The organism is Microbulbifer maximicatervae (SeqCode) (assembly GCF_052467695.1).
On sequence record NZ_CP174320.1, the window covers coordinates 2,755,363 to 2,768,837 of the forward strand.

The following is a 13,475-nucleotide window of genomic DNA, read 5'->3' on the forward strand; positions in this document are numbered from 1 at the left end:
AGCTGCATTCTAAACACATCGTGAATTCTTCATTCTCATTGAGTCCAGAACGCGGCGTATGCTTTTCTTTCTCTTCTGATTATTAAATTATTAGTGGGTTAAATGGTTAGCTGGTGGAAAGATGGAGTGTTCCTATGAAAGGCAAATTTATAGCAATTTTAATTGCTGCATTTTGGAGTTTGACTGCTCAATCCAATGAGTTAACTATTGGTGAGCGCAAGGTTATTGTCTCGCAAACTCTCGAAGAGAGAAGGGAGTATTGGGTTTCTCTTCCCGCATCCTTTAAAGACGGTGGATATAAAGATTACCCGGTTCTCTATTTGCTTGATGCAGATTTTAATAGCTTCTTTCATGTCTTCACAGGTATGGTTCGGCAGCTGAGCTCTGATGCCACCCCAGTAATTCCTGAAATGATTGTCGTAGGTATTGTAAGCCAAGAACGTGTTAGAGATAGCTCACCTACTAGATCGCTAATTGAATATGGCGGGCGTAAAAATCAGGCGCTTTCCAATACAGGGGGCGCTGATCAATTCCTTGAGTTCTTAAGAGAGGAGCTTACCCCAGAGATAAACGCAGAATATCCGACATCCGGGTATCAAATTCTTGCAGGTTACTCATTTACAGGTCTACCTGTTATCCATAGCTTATATTCGGCGCCTGAAGCTTTTAATGCGTATATCGCTATTGATCCAAGTATGTGGTGGGATGAGCAGATTATGTTAAAGCGATATTCTGAGTTCCTACAAGGTAAATCAACTGAAAAGCGCAGATTGTTTGTCGCTACTTCAGAGAGAGTAGAAGGCGTATATCCTGAAGAAAACTATGTTGCAGAATTTATTAAGCTGCTAAATGAGAAGCCCAAGAAAGGGCTGTACGTTGATTCAGTAATATATGGGCCAGAGGAAAATCATCATACCATGCCCGTTATTAGCTTTTATAGAGGGCTTCGATCAATTTTTGAAGGTTATATGATCGATGATCAAGCTAGATTTCGCCCCGCAGTGAATGTTAAAAATCACTTCGAACAGTTTTCAAGAAAGCTCGGAGGAACGTTCATGTTGAGGGAAGATGTTATTAGTTTCTTTGGCTATGATCGTCTCTATAATGATCAGTTTGGCATAGATGTTGATAAGGCAATAGAGTTTTTCGAATTGAATACACAGTCTTATCCGGGTTCATATAAGACCTGGGACAGCTTGGCTGAAGCTTACATGGTAAAGGGGAAGAAAGAGCTTGCTATAGATTGCTTTAGAAAATCATTGTTAATTAATCCTGATAATGAAACAGCAAGAAATAGAATGGCTCAACTTGAGGTCGATTAGATTTATTTTCAGTAGTTATGCTTAACTTGGTGATCTGAAGTGCTGCCGTTGCCCTAAAGTCAGATCGCCAAGTTATTTTATGCTGTATTTTTCTGATTTCTATTGCGTTTGATCTAGTTATCTAAAATTAAGTTGTTCTCTGGATTGTAGTAGCAGTAATCGTAGTCCAAGTTCTTGCGAAAACAGTAGGGGTCTATAGCATCAGTGTTCGACCACAACCCAAGACCGTAGTAGTAAGCAAATTCCTGCTCGAGTTCAAACTCGCTGCCGCAATAGTATTCATAATTCCAGGCAGCTCCCCGTATTACCATTTCTTGATTGATATTGTACCCATTCACATGCAGATACCCAGTTTCCCGACCATAGATGTCTTTCCCTGTAGATTCAAAATCAACTGAACCAAATGACAATAGGTCGCTTAGGGTTTGAGTGGCTTCGGGGCCGTACGTTTGGGTGCTGGGGTTGGTCTCAGGGGCATCAATGCAATTCAAGCGTATTTTTACATACTCATTGTCGACGTAACCGTGAACTGTATCGCCATCAATAACTTGATAGTTTGTTAGCGGAGCTGCCTGACTAGAAGTGGATAGGACCGCCATGATAAGTAATTTTTTCATTATGTTTATCCTCGATAGAGTTACATGGCGCAGCATAGGTGTGGGTTGTTACGGGGCTAAGTAGGAATGGTGATGGAAATATAAAGCTCTTAAGGAGCCTCTGAATAACTCAGTGATGCCTCTGGCATGCAGAGCGGTTCACAATCAAGGCGCGGCTTCGCAGGAATGTCTAGACCTTTCAAGAAGTCGCAACGCGGAGTGTGAATCGCTCTGCAAGCCCCGAAGGGCGGGCCTTGAAGGCCGCATCTGCTGCGTTGCAGCTCTTGCAAAGGGCTACGGCCATTCGCGGCGAGCTGCGCCTAACATCTGCAGCCTTCAAGACCCGCAGAGTCATTGCGGTGTTATTCAGAGGCTCCCTAGTTATCTAAAATTAAGTTGTTCTCTGGATTGTAGTAGCAGTAATCGTAGTCCAAGTTCTTGCGAAAACAGTAGGGGTCTATAGCATCAGTGTTCGACCATAACCCAAGGCCGTAGTAGTAAGCAAATTCCTGCTCGAGTTCAAACTCGCTGCCGCAATAGTATTCATAATTCCAGGCAGCTCCCCGTATTACCATTTCTTGATTGATATTGTACCCATTCACATGCAGATACCCAGTTTCCCGACCATAGATGTCTTTCCCTGTAGATTCAAAATCAACTGAACCAAATGACAATAGGTCGCTTAGGGTTTGAGTGGCTTCGGGGCCGTACGTTTGGGTACTGGGGTTGGTCTCAGGGGCATCAATGCAATTCAAGCGTATTTTTACATACTCATTGTCGACGTAACCGTGAACTGTATCGCCATCAATAACTTGATAGTTTGTTAGCGGAGCTGCCTGACTAGAAGTGGATAGGACCGCCATGATAAGTAATTTTTTCATTATGTTTATCCTCGATAGAGTTACATGGCGCAGCATAGGTGTGGGTTGTTACGGGGCTAAGTAGGAATGGTGATGGAAATATAAAGCTCTTAAGGAGCCTCTGAATAACTCAGTGATGCCTCTGGCATGCAGAGCGGTTCACAATCAAGGCGCGGCTTCGCAGGAATGTCTAGACCTTTCAAGAAGTCGCAACGCGGAGTGTGAATCGCTCTGCAAGCCCCGAAGGGCGGGCCTTGAAGGCCGCATCTGCTGCGTTGCAGCTCTTGCAAAGGGCTACGGCCATTCGCGGCGAGCTGCGCCTAACATCTGCAGCCTTCAAGACCCGCAGAGGTATTGCGTAGTTATTCACAGGCTCCTTAAATGTCTGATAAGGCGTTTTTTGATTTTTTGTTTTTGCTAAGAAGTGCATAGCGAAGGGGGTGATATCGGTTGGCAAATAATGTGGCTTTTTTGGCTGAATATACCTCGAGCTTAAAATATATTTGAATGAGATTGAGGGAGATTTGGTGGTTATAGAGAAAACATTAATTCTAAAGTATGAATATCATGTGGATTAAGTAAATATTATTTCACTTTCTTTTTTCTACTAGGCATTATTATTTTGGTTGCATAACGAAGCGTATTCAAGGAAGCTCTATGAAGAATTTAAAATATGCCTGGGTTATTCTCTGTGTTTTTATTGGTTTGCCGGCTAAGGCTTATGATCAGGAATTTGATTATTTTATAGAGGTTTCTAATGCTGAGCTGCTTAGGCGAGATCCTGAGTTGGCATTGATTCATCAAGTGCATGAAGAAATAGGGCTTCTATCACCTGGTATTACACCAATATCTCTACAGTATAAAGCTAAAACGCTTGCGTTATATGTCAAAGTGCTGGCTAAGTTAAAGTCATTCGATAGACGGAAGTTGAGTGAGGTGCAGAAGGTTGATTATGACTATTATTTATGGTTTTTAAAGAATTACTTGTCGGTTGAGGGGCAACCTCAATTTAGAGTTAATGCATTTACTGCGATTAGTGCTTGGTATGTCTTCCAGAGCTTTAATCTTGATGATGTTAGTGGTGTTGAAAACTATTTAGAACAGATGAAACGCTTGCCTTCATATTATTCTTCAATAAATAGTTGGCTGTCTGTTAGGGCACGATTGGGAATAATTGATGATAAAGAAACAGTGATATGGGTGAGTGATACACTTGAATTTTGGAATGAAGTTCCTGAGCAAGACAACATCTATCTGTTATTTGAATCAGCCGTAAATGAAATGGCCGTTTCTGACTTGCAAAAAGAAGAGTGGTTGCTCCAGTGTAAAGATATCTTAGCAAATCAGATAGCACCAGCCCGTGCAAAAGTATCTAGCAAGCTCTTGAAGTTGCTACCAAACGCACCCGAAAACCCTGGGTTTTCACAGTACCCGGGAGGAAATGAATTTTACAATAGGCTGTTAAGTAGGTTTGTCGGTCTTCCACAAGATGCCCATGAAGCACATCAAATTGGGATTGCTGCTCTGAAAGATATTCACACTGAAATATATTCTGAGTTTGAATCACTTGGTTATGATGTCTCAAATGATTTGCCGACGCTATATGAGATGGCTCGCCGGGATTCACCGCAAATTGCCAGGGAAGATGTTCTGAGTGTATTTAAGACGTTGTTAGATGAGGCAGCAGGGAAAAGTGCTGGTCTGTTTCCTGATTTTCAGTACCCTGAATTGGAGTTCATAGAATCGCTTGGCTATGGGTACCGTCAGGCTAGCGGAGGAGAAAGTGCAGTGATCTTTGTAGATACTTCTGTAGATACCACCTTATTGGAATTGCCCGGATTTGTTTACCATGAGGGAATACCTGGCCACCATGCGCAATTTTCATTTACGGGTAATCTAGACCTGCCCCTATTTAGGAGTATTACCAATATTTCAGGTTTCTCTGAAGGTTGGGGGTTGTACGCAGAGCGTTTAGCCTTTGAGCAGGGTTGGCATGACAACAATCCGTATGGAAACTTAGGAAGATTACAAGCAGAGGCCCGCAGGGCAGCCCGCTTAGTGGTAGATACGGGTATAAATGCAAAAGGATGGGATCTAACTGAGGCCGAAGAATATTTTTCTCAAGCTACAGGGCTGGTAGAGTGGGAGGTTTTTAAAGATCTTAATCGCTTTGTTTTTCATCCCGGCCAGGCAAGCTCATATCATATTGGTTTTACACATATTCTTCAGTTGCGTCAGAAAGAGCAGGAGAGGGTCAATTTTGATATCAAAGAATTTCATGGAAAAATTTTGAAAAATGGCGTTATACCACTCAGCTTGCTATCCGATCAGTTTAGTGGTTCACAATAGGTTCTATTAGTTTTATTTATGGTGAGGGGGCTTTGTTGAGGTCCCTCGCTTACTATTTTATATCTCTTAAATATCTCATATTAATACAGCATTGGCAGGTGTTACCATAGATAAAATTCTCAGTTTCCATCTCTGTCTTTTTTTGGTCTGCTAATATACTCATTTGCTTCAAATTCCAAATCTTCGCATAAAGCCCTAATGCGCTTGCGCACCTCCGGGAAGTATTTGGCAGTCAGCATCCGTAAAATAGAACTTTATTTGGTTTTGATTTAGGCGCCTTCATCAAAGCGGATAAAGCTCACATTCTAACTAATGGTAGAGTTGTTGCTTGGCCAGTCATATAGTTCAGATTGATATTTCTGTAACTGAGGATTTAATTGTTATGGCTCACAAGAAGCAAGTGCAGCGCTGCTGTACTGGTGAGAGTTAAGTTGTCCCCTCGGATTAAGTCGCCCTCCTTCACCTGCTCTGTGATGTGCCCTGAGGTTACTTTTGCACTTCCACTAATTACATAGATTAAGTGAGTTTCATTTAAAGATAATTGTTCATCTGTTTTTAAGTGTGCAATGTCCATTAAAGTGCTGCTATCAAAAGTACTGCCTTTCTCGTCAATACCTCCATAAATACGAGTGGCGCCATTTAATGCTGGTTTGTAGGTTTTATACCCCGCAGGCTGGCCAGCTTTCTCTGGCAGCGCCCAGACTTGCAGCATTCTGTTTTGTTGTTTGTCTGGATTAATTTCATCGTGAGAGAAACCCTCTCCCCCTGCACGTTGTACCTGAACTTCACCTGCGGCTAAATCCTTGCCGTGTTCTAAAGATCCCTCATGGCTGACCCGACCCTCGACAATGATAGAGATAACATCGATTTCACTGTGCGGATGCATACCCGATGAGCCCTGGGGTAAATAGCGTGCATCAGCCAAATACACCATGTTGCCCAGTCCTTCAAAAGCCTCTGCTTTTTTGCGAGCACCAAATACGCGGCTATCAGTCACCAGTCGATGTTCAGTAATACCTGCGAATCCGCCTAACTCCAGTGTGTCTCGGGCTAAAATTTCCATTTTTTTCTCCGGGTGGTTTGTCTGTTGCTGTAGTCGATGGAGTCATTCTAGATATCCCTTTTTGTTTGATATATAGTTATTTTTCGTAATCATTATCCCATTTTTAACAACAATAAAGCTTTGCAGGTTTCATAGAATGGGCCGTAACGTTGATTTGAACGACATGCTGCTTTTTATGGCAGTAGTGGATGCAGGTAGTTTTACCTCAGCTGCGGAAAGGCTTAATTTGCCTAAGGCAAATCTCAGCCGGAAAATTGCCAAGCTGGAACATGCTCTGGGAGTCACTTTGCTAGAGCGAACCACCCGCACACAAAGCTTGACCGAAGCCGGCAGTACCTACTTGCAACATTGCCGTCGAATACAGCATGAAGTCGATCTAGCAGAAAGCAAAGTCGGCAGTTTAGTGAGCAAGGCGTGCGGTAAGCTGCGGGTGGGCGTCTCTGTTGGTGTAGGCCATGCGATATTGAAAGATGTGCTGGGTGAGTTTCTACAGGCCCATCCTGATATTGAATTGGAGTTAACTCTATCTAACAAAAGAGTGGATTTGATCGAGGAGGGCTACGATCTGGTTATCCGCGTGGGAGAGTTGGTTGATTCTCGGTTGATAGCCAAGAAGTTAGGGAAAATTCGGCGCCGTTTATACACTAGCCCAAATTACATAGAGCGGCAGAATCTGAATGCCGAGTTAGAATCTTTGGCCGATTGCGAGTTTCTAATTATGAGCAGTGCACAGTATGGTGGCAGGTTGAACTTAACGAATGGCACTGATGTTCGAGAGATAATGATCGAGCCGAGAGTGAGAGTCGATGACTTCTTGATGCTAAAGCAGATGCTGGTTGATGGTTGTGGAATCGCAATTCTCCCCGACTATATGTGCCAACAAGAAGTAGCTGCGGATTTATTGGTGTCAGTATTTCCTGAGTGGGAGATGTCACCGGTGGATCTGTATGCGCTCTACCCACAACATCGACAAAAATTGCCAAAGGTGAGCTCTTTTTTGGCCTTTGTTCACCAGGTGTGTATGAATCGACTGGGCTGAACGCGTTAAAAAACCTTTTCAAGATGCATATCAAGCTAACTAAATATGTATTTAAATATTAACTCGGTAGATAGCCCTTATTCGTTAGGGCTATCGAAACTTTAGCAAAGGTTTTTTCTGTAAGGTTTAATTCACCTGAAGAAATTCAGGTTAGCGTGGATACCGAGTGGCCCAAAGTAAAAACTCCCGGTTGCCATCGCCGCCCTTTATTGGACTGTCAATATACTCTTTCACCTCAAGTCCCAAATCTTCGCATAAGGCAGTGATGCGCTCGCGCACCTCCGGGTAGTATTTTGCATCACGCACCAGACCACCCTTGCCGATCCCCTCCGGGCCCACTTCAAATTGCGGTTTAACCAGACTTAGGAGTTGTCCCGAAGGTTTAAGCAAGGCGGGTAACTGCGGCAGAATGAGTGCTTGGGAAATAAAAGAGACATCCATAACGATGGCATCAAAGCCTGCGTCTCCGTGGGGGGCGATTTGGGAGGCTTCCAGATGGCGTGCATTTACCCCTTCAAATAGGTGCATACGGGGGTCGTCCAGTAACTTCTGCGCCAACTGATCTCGCCCAACATCAACACCGACAACTGATGCTGCTCCCCGTTGAAGTAGGCAGTCGCTAAAACCGCCAGTAGAGCAGCCAACATCCAGTGCGTGCCACCCAGAGGGGTTTAGTCCTGTCTGGTCGAGGATGGCGGCCAATTTCAGGCCCGCTCGGGAAACATACTGGTCTTCCGGTAGAGGGGTGACTTCAAGGGCGCAATCTTCCGGAATGCTCTGCCCGGCCTTGCGCGCGGGCTGGAGGGTACCGCCATCGGATACCATGACCCTTCCGGCATCAATCAGTTTCTTTGCATGGGTGCGGGAGTTTGCCAGCTCTCTCTGTACAAGCAGTTGATCCAATCGGGTCATGTTTCGCGGTGCAATCCTGTTTACATAATTGAGAATACAGGGCCCATGCTAACCTCTGGCTCCAGCAGGTAGAAGTGCGGCTCCGCAAATTGTGGGACTAATCTTTAGTAAGGAGGATGTTAGCTGATGGCAAAAAGCGTTCTGGATAAGTTCAAAATTCGCAAGGGAAAGGTCTTTGAGGCGCCACTTGAGGGCGCCTTTGGGCGCTTGGTTACTCCCTTTGAAGAATTTATCCATCGCCAAAGTAGCAGTGGTATTTTGTTGATGCTATCTGCTCTGGCGGCGTTGGTTATTGCCAACTCCCCTTTGCAGGAGGCATACAAGCACCTGTTGCATATGCCCATCAGCCTCAGCGCTGGAAACTGGGAATTCTCTCTCTCCTTACACCACTGGATTAACGATGGCTTGATGGCGATCTTTTTCTTTCTGGTGGGATTGGAATTAAAGCGCGAATTTATGGTGGGAGAGCTGTCCGACCTTCGCCAAGCTGTACTTCCGGTGATGGCGGCAATTGGCGGAATGGTGGTGCCGGCACTTATTTACGCTTCTTTTAATGCGGATAGTGGTGCAGAGCGCGGCTGGGGCATTCCCATGGCCACGGATATAGCATTTGCTGTCGGCTGTATTGCTCTTTTGGGGAATCGGGTGCCTCGTGCGGTGGTTACTTTCCTGGTTGCGCTAGCCATTGTGGATGATTTGGGCGCAATTTTAGTGATTGCAATCTGGTATACCGAACAGGTGAATATCACTGCGCTGATTGCGGCGGGTTGCCTGGTAGTGATTATGTGGCTGCTAAAAGCGGCAGGGGTTCGCAGTTCTCCGGCCTATGTATTTGTCGGTGTGCTGCTCTGGTATGAGTTCTACCTGGCGGGGGTACATGCGACTATTGCGGGGGTGATTACGGCAATGGCACTGCCGGCCAAACCCAAATATGACCCGGTGGCCTTTAGTACCTTTGTAAAGGATATTATTCGCAGCTTTGACCGCTGTTTCCGTCCAGGCGATAAGATTATTGCTAACGATGCGTTGCGCGCCCGAGTGATGGCGCTGGGAAATGGCGTCAACCTGGCGCAATCGCCGCTACAGCGCATGGAAACCCGCCTGCACACACCGGTGGGTTTCGTAATAATCCCTATTTTTGCATTGGCTAACGCCGGTATTCCCTTTAGTAGTTTTACCAGTTCTTCGGCAGTGATAAACCCTGTCACCCTTGGGGTTATTTCCGGCTTGGTTGTGGGCAAGCTGGTGGGTATCGTTGGCGCCACCTGGATTGGCTGGAAGCTTGGCTGGGGCAAGTTGCCTAAGTCCGCCAATTTCCAACATATTGTCGGTGTTGCACTCCTTGGCGGGATTGGCTTCACTATGTCGATCTTCATTGCCGAGCTGGCCTTTAGCTCTGAATATGAGCTGTTGATCCAAGCTAAAGCGGGTATCCTACTGGCATCAGTAATTGCTGGAGTGGCGGGGTTCCTGGTATTGCGCAAAGCTCCGGTGGCCGATGAGTTTGAAGTTCATGGGGAGGGGGAGCCCCTGGATGAAGGTGGCAGCGATAGCCTTGGGGAAGGGAAAGACGTAGAACAGCAGCCCAGTCGCCAGGGTTAAGTTGTTTTAGCGTTCCTGATGTCACTGCGTCTCGGTCCTGGAGGGGCCTGATTCCATTAGTTTCCAGTTCCCATTGTTAATGTACGTGAGAGAAATAAGAATTATGTATTTGAGAACACTGGCACAGGCGCTATCAGTGCTGGCTATTTCCCTTCTGCTCGGGGCTTGTGATGGCCAAACTACAGCTAATAAAAAAGCCGATTCTGAAGTCGGGGTTGATAATCAATCGACTACAACCAATCCCAAGTCCGATAATGGAGTTAGTGCGATGGATAGTCTGGCCCAGGCTTATGTCCTTCTAGTACTTGAACTGGGAAATCATGACGACAGCTATGTCGATGCCTATTACGGTCCGGCTGAATTGCGTGAAACTGCCACCAAGAGTAAGGCGAGCGCTGCAGATATCGCCCGGCGTGGTGAGTCTTTACTGGCAGAGCTGCCAGCGGTAATCGACGGCGATGGGTCTATCGAAAACCTGCGCATGCATTACCTGAAGACACAGTTGCGGGCCCTGGTGTTCCATGCTCGTAGTCTGGCAGGAGAGAGCCCGAGAAGCTTCACCAACGAAGCTCGAACCCTCTACGACACCGAGCCCCCGCAGCAGGATTTGGAAAGTTTTGAACCCATGCTGGAGGAGTTGGAAGCATTACTCCCAGGTGAGCAGCCCTTGAGTGAGAGGGTAGCCAGCTTCCGCAAAGCTTATGAAATTCCTGCCGATCGCCTTCAGGCCGTATTTGATGCCGCCATTAAAGAATGCCGCGCGCGCACCAAGCAGTATGTTTCACTCCCAGCGGATGAGAGTTTTGTTCTGGAGTATGTCAGCGACAAACCCTGGAGTGGCTACAACTGGTATAAGGGGCGTTCGCACAGTCTTATACAGGTGAACAATGGCCTGCCAATTACGATAGATAGGGCTATTGACCTGGGCTGTCACGAAGGGTATCCGGGGCATCACACCTATAACGCGTTGTTGGAGCAAACTCTGGTCAAGGAACGGGGTTGGGCAGAGTACAGCGTTTACCCGCTTTTCAGTCCACAGTCACTGATTGCCGAAGGAAGTGCAAACTATGGGATAGAGCTGACTTTCCCTGGTGAGGAGAAAACCCGTTTTGAAATGGAGGTTCTCTACCCCTTAGCTGGCCTGGATCCGAAAACGGCGGAAAAGTATGAGCAGGTAATGGCCCTGGTAGATAAGTTGGGCTTTGCCGGCAATGAGATTGCCCGCCAGTATATCGACGGGGAAATTGAGGGCGCGCAGGTACCTGCGTTGTTTGAGAAATATACCTTGATGAGCCCCGCCAAGGCGGCACAGCGGAAGGATTTTGTAGATGCCTACGGCGCCTACGTAATTAATTACAATTGGGGTAAGACACTGGTTGCTGATTATGTAGAGCAGGGCAGTCAAAATAATGAAGAGCGCTGGCAGCGCTTTACCCGTTTATTATCCTCGCCGCGCCTGCCGTCATCCCTGGATTGGTAATCATGCAAAAAGGCACTTTGAGAGAGTATTTACTATCGCGACCGGAAGCTATCGAGGATTTTCCTTTTGGCCCGGATGTAGCGGTATTTAAGATTAAGGGGCGTATGTTTGCTACCTTAAGCTGTTACCGCGGGGTGGACGCCAGTAATCTCAAGTGTGATCCCGATGAAGCCCAGGCCTTAAGGGACATCTTTTCCGGTGTTATCCCGGGTTACCATATGAACAAGAAACACTGGAATACGGTGTTGTTGGATGGCACAGTGCCCGATTATGAGATTGAGCGAATGGTAGATCGCTCATATGGCCTGGTGGTTAAGGGGCTTCGCAAGCTTGAGCGGGATTCCCTGGAACTGGCCTATGGAGCGGAGTTGCTCTACCGCTAGAGGCCCCTGAGAATAGAAATACCCAGATTTAGTCTAGGAGAGGATGTGAACGAATTTATTGTCGATGTAACGGCAGAGAACGCCCAGCAAATTCTGATTGAAGAGTCCATGAAGCGCCCGGTAGTGGTGGACTTTTGGGCCGATTGGTGTGAGCCGTGCAAGCAGTTGATGCCGGTGTTGGAAAAACTGGCCAATGAGTATAGCGGTCAGTTTTTATTGGCGAAGGTCAATGCAGATACCGAGCAAATGCTGGCGGGTCAGCTGGGTGTACGCAGCTTGCCCACGGTAATGGTTTTAAAAGATGGCCAGCCGGTAGATGGCTTTGCCGGTGTGCAGCCAGAGACACAGATTCGTGAGATGCTGGATAAGTATCTGCCAAAACCCTGGGACATAAAGTTGCAGCAGGCACAGGCGTTAATCGGTGAAGATAAAGTGGCGGAAGCCCTGCCTCTGTTGCGTCAGGCTTATACGGAATCGTCTGAACGCACTGATATCGCCAAACAACTGGCTGCTATCCTGCTCGACCAAAACCGTGCCCAGGAAGCGGAGACTGTGCTCAGTAAAATTCTGCTGGCAGATCAGGATGCGGAATACCAGCAGCTGATGGCTCAATTGGAGCTGAAGCAACAGGCAGCGGAAACTCCAGAAATTCAGGCTCTGCAAAAGGCGCTGGAAGAAAATCCTGCGGATAGCGATTCTGCTTATCAATTGGCCGTGCAGTACAGTCAGGCCAACCGCCATGAAGAAGCATTGGAATTATTGCTGGATATTTTGCGTAAAGACATGGGCTTTGCCGATGGTGCTGCCAAGCAGACGTTCCTGGATATTGTAAAAAGTTTGGGTGCTGGCGACCCTGTTGCCACTCAGTACCAGCGCAAGTTAATGACTATGATGTTTTAAAAAATACTTTACCGGTAAACAAAGGGGCCCAAGAGGCCTCTTTGTTTTTTTGGGGAGAGAAGGACGATTATTAATGTATAAGCTCTGTGTTTATATTCCCGAGTCTCACTTGGAAGTGGTAAAGCAAGCGCTATTTTCCGTGGGTGCAGGACGTATTGGCGACTACGATAGTTGTTGTTGGCAAGTTCTGGGAGAGGGGCAGTTCAGGCCGCTGGATGGGAGTCAGCCATTTATTGGTCAGTCGGGCCAGGTCGAGACTGTGATGGAATACCGTGTGGAGATGGTCTGTGCCGATGAGCTGGTGGATGCTGCTCTCGATGCAATGCGAGCAGCCCACCCCTATGAAGAACCGGCGTTTGACCTCTGGCGATTGGATGATCGCTGCAGTAGTGCCGGCTTAAATAAAGCAGAGGTCTCTTAAAGGCTATCGAGTACCTTTTGTCGTTCGTGGCTTTTTTGCTCGATCGCTTTCGCATCTTCCAGTAATTTTGAAACGCTGGTGTGATGGGTCGGCAGTTTATTTTCGGCGGGGCTACTGTCTTCAACGATCGAGTCGGATCTCAACTCAATAGGGTCATTGGCAGTGACTGTATTTAGAGGTTTGACGCGGTGAATACGCACGTGTGAATCCAACCCCTCCGGTACGGTGTCTGAGAAGTGCCAGTTTCCGTCCTTGTCTTTCCAGGTAAATACTTCAGATGTTTGCTTGGTAGAATCCCCTTGAGGCACAAGCCCACTGGAAGTTGCCAGCTCCTCAATTTTTGAAACCGATTCCTGGGTGGTTTCGCGCACACTTTGCATAGCTCGCTCACCGGTTTCGCGAATCGCTGAAATATCCGGTTTTTGTGGCAGCCAATCGGAGGGTGACATGATGGGTTTGCCATCTGGGCCCGGTAAAATCATTGGTAGTACAACGCCTACCAGTAATAAAGCACCGAGCATTGAGAAGTATTTCATGCAAACATCCTT

At 46.8% G+C, this 13,475-nt stretch carries 13 protein-coding genes; 8 read left to right on the forward strand and 5 right to left on the reverse strand.

The window, feature by feature from the left end; genetic code table 11:
• The first annotated feature begins 134 nt into the window (after nucleotides 1-134).
• Nucleotides 135-1,322: an alpha/beta hydrolase-fold protein gene (locus ACJJI8_RS12140; RefSeq protein ID WP_444932520.1), complete on the forward strand. Its 1,188-nt coding sequence runs from the start codon at nucleotides 135-137 to the stop codon at nucleotides 1,320-1,322.
• A 113-nt stretch (nucleotides 1,323-1,435) separates the two neighbouring features.
• Here the strand turns inward: ACJJI8_RS12140 and ACJJI8_RS12145 are convergent, their stop codons facing one another.
• Nucleotides 1,436-1,939 (reverse strand): thermonuclease family protein, encoded by a 504-nt coding sequence (locus ACJJI8_RS12145; RefSeq protein ID WP_444906071.1) that lies wholly within the window; start codon nucleotides 1,937-1,939, stop codon nucleotides 1,436-1,438.
• Nucleotides 1,940-2,295: 356 nt separating this feature from the next.
• A complete protein-coding gene (locus tag ACJJI8_RS12150; protein WP_444906071.1) occupies nucleotides 2,296-2,799 on the reverse strand; it encodes a thermonuclease family protein in 504 nt (167 codons plus the stop codon).
• A 636-nt stretch (nucleotides 2,800-3,435) separates the two neighbouring features.
• On the opposite strand from ACJJI8_RS12150, the gene ACJJI8_RS12155 reads away from it, so the two are divergent.
• On the forward strand, nucleotides 3,436-5,127 hold the full coding sequence (locus ACJJI8_RS12155; protein WP_444932521.1) for a DUF885 domain-containing protein: 1,692 nt from the start codon (nucleotides 3,436-3,438) through the stop codon (nucleotides 5,125-5,127).
• A gap of 373 nt (nucleotides 5,128-5,500) precedes the next feature.
• Here the strand turns inward: ACJJI8_RS12155 and ACJJI8_RS12160 are convergent, their stop codons facing one another.
• Nucleotides 5,501-6,190, reverse strand: a complete 690-nt coding sequence (locus ACJJI8_RS12160) for a pirin family protein (protein WP_444932522.1) — start codon at nucleotides 6,188-6,190, stop codon at nucleotides 5,501-5,503.
• A gap of 136 nt (nucleotides 6,191-6,326) precedes the next feature.
• Between ACJJI8_RS12160 and ACJJI8_RS12165 the strand changes: the two genes are divergently transcribed.
• Entirely contained in the window at nucleotides 6,327-7,229 is a 903-nt protein-coding gene (locus tag ACJJI8_RS12165) for a LysR family transcriptional regulator (RefSeq protein ID WP_444932523.1), read from the forward strand.
• Between the two features lie 150 nt (nucleotides 7,230-7,379).
• Here the strand turns inward: ACJJI8_RS12165 and ACJJI8_RS12170 are convergent, their stop codons facing one another.
• Nucleotides 7,380-8,141 carry a TlyA family RNA methyltransferase gene (locus ACJJI8_RS12170; RefSeq protein ID WP_444932524.1) on the reverse strand — a complete coding sequence of 254 codons (762 nt, stop codon included), beginning with the start codon at nucleotides 8,139-8,141 and terminating at the stop codon, nucleotides 7,380-7,382.
• Between the two features lie 126 nt (nucleotides 8,142-8,267).
• On the opposite strand from ACJJI8_RS12170, the gene nhaA reads away from it, so the two are divergent.
• From nhaA to ACJJI8_RS12195, 5 genes are all read left to right on the forward strand, one after another.
• Nucleotides 8,268-9,743: a Na+/H+ antiporter NhaA gene (gene nhaA, locus ACJJI8_RS12175; protein ID WP_282931697.1), complete on the forward strand. Its 1,476-nt coding sequence runs from the start codon at nucleotides 8,268-8,270 to the stop codon at nucleotides 9,741-9,743.
• 103 nt (nucleotides 9,744-9,846) lie between these two features.
• Nucleotides 9,847-11,223, forward strand: a complete 1,377-nt coding sequence (locus ACJJI8_RS12180; RefSeq protein ID WP_444932525.1) for a hypothetical protein — start codon at nucleotides 9,847-9,849, stop codon at nucleotides 11,221-11,223.
• A gap of 2 nt (nucleotides 11,224-11,225) precedes the next feature.
• Nucleotides 11,226-11,606 carry an MmcQ/YjbR family DNA-binding protein gene (locus ACJJI8_RS12185; RefSeq protein ID WP_444932526.1) on the forward strand — a complete coding sequence of 127 codons (381 nt, stop codon included), beginning with the start codon at nucleotides 11,226-11,228 and terminating at the stop codon, nucleotides 11,604-11,606.
• Nucleotides 11,607-11,651: 45 nt separating this feature from the next.
• Nucleotides 11,652-12,506, forward strand: a complete 855-nt coding sequence (trxA, locus tag ACJJI8_RS12190; RefSeq protein WP_413664810.1) for a thioredoxin — start codon at nucleotides 11,652-11,654, stop codon at nucleotides 12,504-12,506.
• Between the two features lie 73 nt (nucleotides 12,507-12,579).
• Nucleotides 12,580-12,927 (forward strand): YqfO family protein, encoded by a 348-nt coding sequence (locus ACJJI8_RS12195; protein ID WP_444932527.1) that lies wholly within the window; start codon nucleotides 12,580-12,582, stop codon nucleotides 12,925-12,927.
• Here the strand turns inward: ACJJI8_RS12195 and ACJJI8_RS12200 are convergent.
• Nucleotides 12,924-13,463, reverse strand: coding sequence for a DUF4124 domain-containing protein (locus tag ACJJI8_RS12200; protein WP_444932528.1), 540 nt, complete (start codon nucleotides 13,461-13,463; stop codon nucleotides 12,924-12,926). The genes ACJJI8_RS12195 and ACJJI8_RS12200 overlap by 4 nt on opposite strands.
• Between the last annotated feature and the right edge of the window lie 12 nt (nucleotides 13,464-13,475).

What these genes read in the sequence shown, in the direction of transcription:
- ACJJI8_RS12140 (WP_444932520.1), top strand. Translation starts at nt 135, where the DNA reads ATGAAAGGCAAATTTATAGCAATTTTAATTGCTGCATTTTGGAGTTTG.
- ACJJI8_RS12145 (WP_444906071.1), bottom strand. Translation starts at nt 1,939, where the DNA reads ATGAAAAAATTACTTATCATGGCGGTCCTATCCACTTCTAGTCAGGCA.
- ACJJI8_RS12150 (WP_444906071.1), bottom strand. Translation starts at nt 2,799, where the DNA reads ATGAAAAAATTACTTATCATGGCGGTCCTATCCACTTCTAGTCAGGCA.
- ACJJI8_RS12155 (WP_444932521.1), top strand. Translation starts at nt 3,436, where the DNA reads ATGAAGAATTTAAAATATGCCTGGGTTATTCTCTGTGTTTTTATTGGT.
- ACJJI8_RS12160 (WP_444932522.1), bottom strand. Translation starts at nt 6,190, where the DNA reads ATGGAAATTTTAGCCCGAGACACACTGGAGTTAGGCGGATTCGCAGGT.
- ACJJI8_RS12165 (WP_444932523.1), top strand. Translation starts at nt 6,327, where the DNA reads ATGGGCCGTAACGTTGATTTGAACGACATGCTGCTTTTTATGGCAGTA.
- ACJJI8_RS12170 (WP_444932524.1), bottom strand. Translation starts at nt 8,141, where the DNA reads ATGACCCGATTGGATCAACTGCTTGTACAGAGAGAGCTGGCAAACTCC.
- nhaA (WP_282931697.1), top strand. Translation starts at nt 8,268, where the DNA reads ATGGCAAAAAGCGTTCTGGATAAGTTCAAAATTCGCAAGGGAAAGGTC.
- ACJJI8_RS12180 (WP_444932525.1), top strand. Translation starts at nt 9,847, where the DNA reads ATGTATTTGAGAACACTGGCACAGGCGCTATCAGTGCTGGCTATTTCC.
- ACJJI8_RS12185 (WP_444932526.1), top strand. Translation starts at nt 11,226, where the DNA reads ATGCAAAAAGGCACTTTGAGAGAGTATTTACTATCGCGACCGGAAGCT.
- ACJJI8_RS12195 (WP_444932527.1), top strand. Translation starts at nt 12,580, where the DNA reads ATGTATAAGCTCTGTGTTTATATTCCCGAGTCTCACTTGGAAGTGGTA.
- ACJJI8_RS12200 (WP_444932528.1), bottom strand. Translation starts at nt 13,463, where the DNA reads ATGAAATACTTCTCAATGCTCGGTGCTTTATTACTGGTAGGCGTTGTA.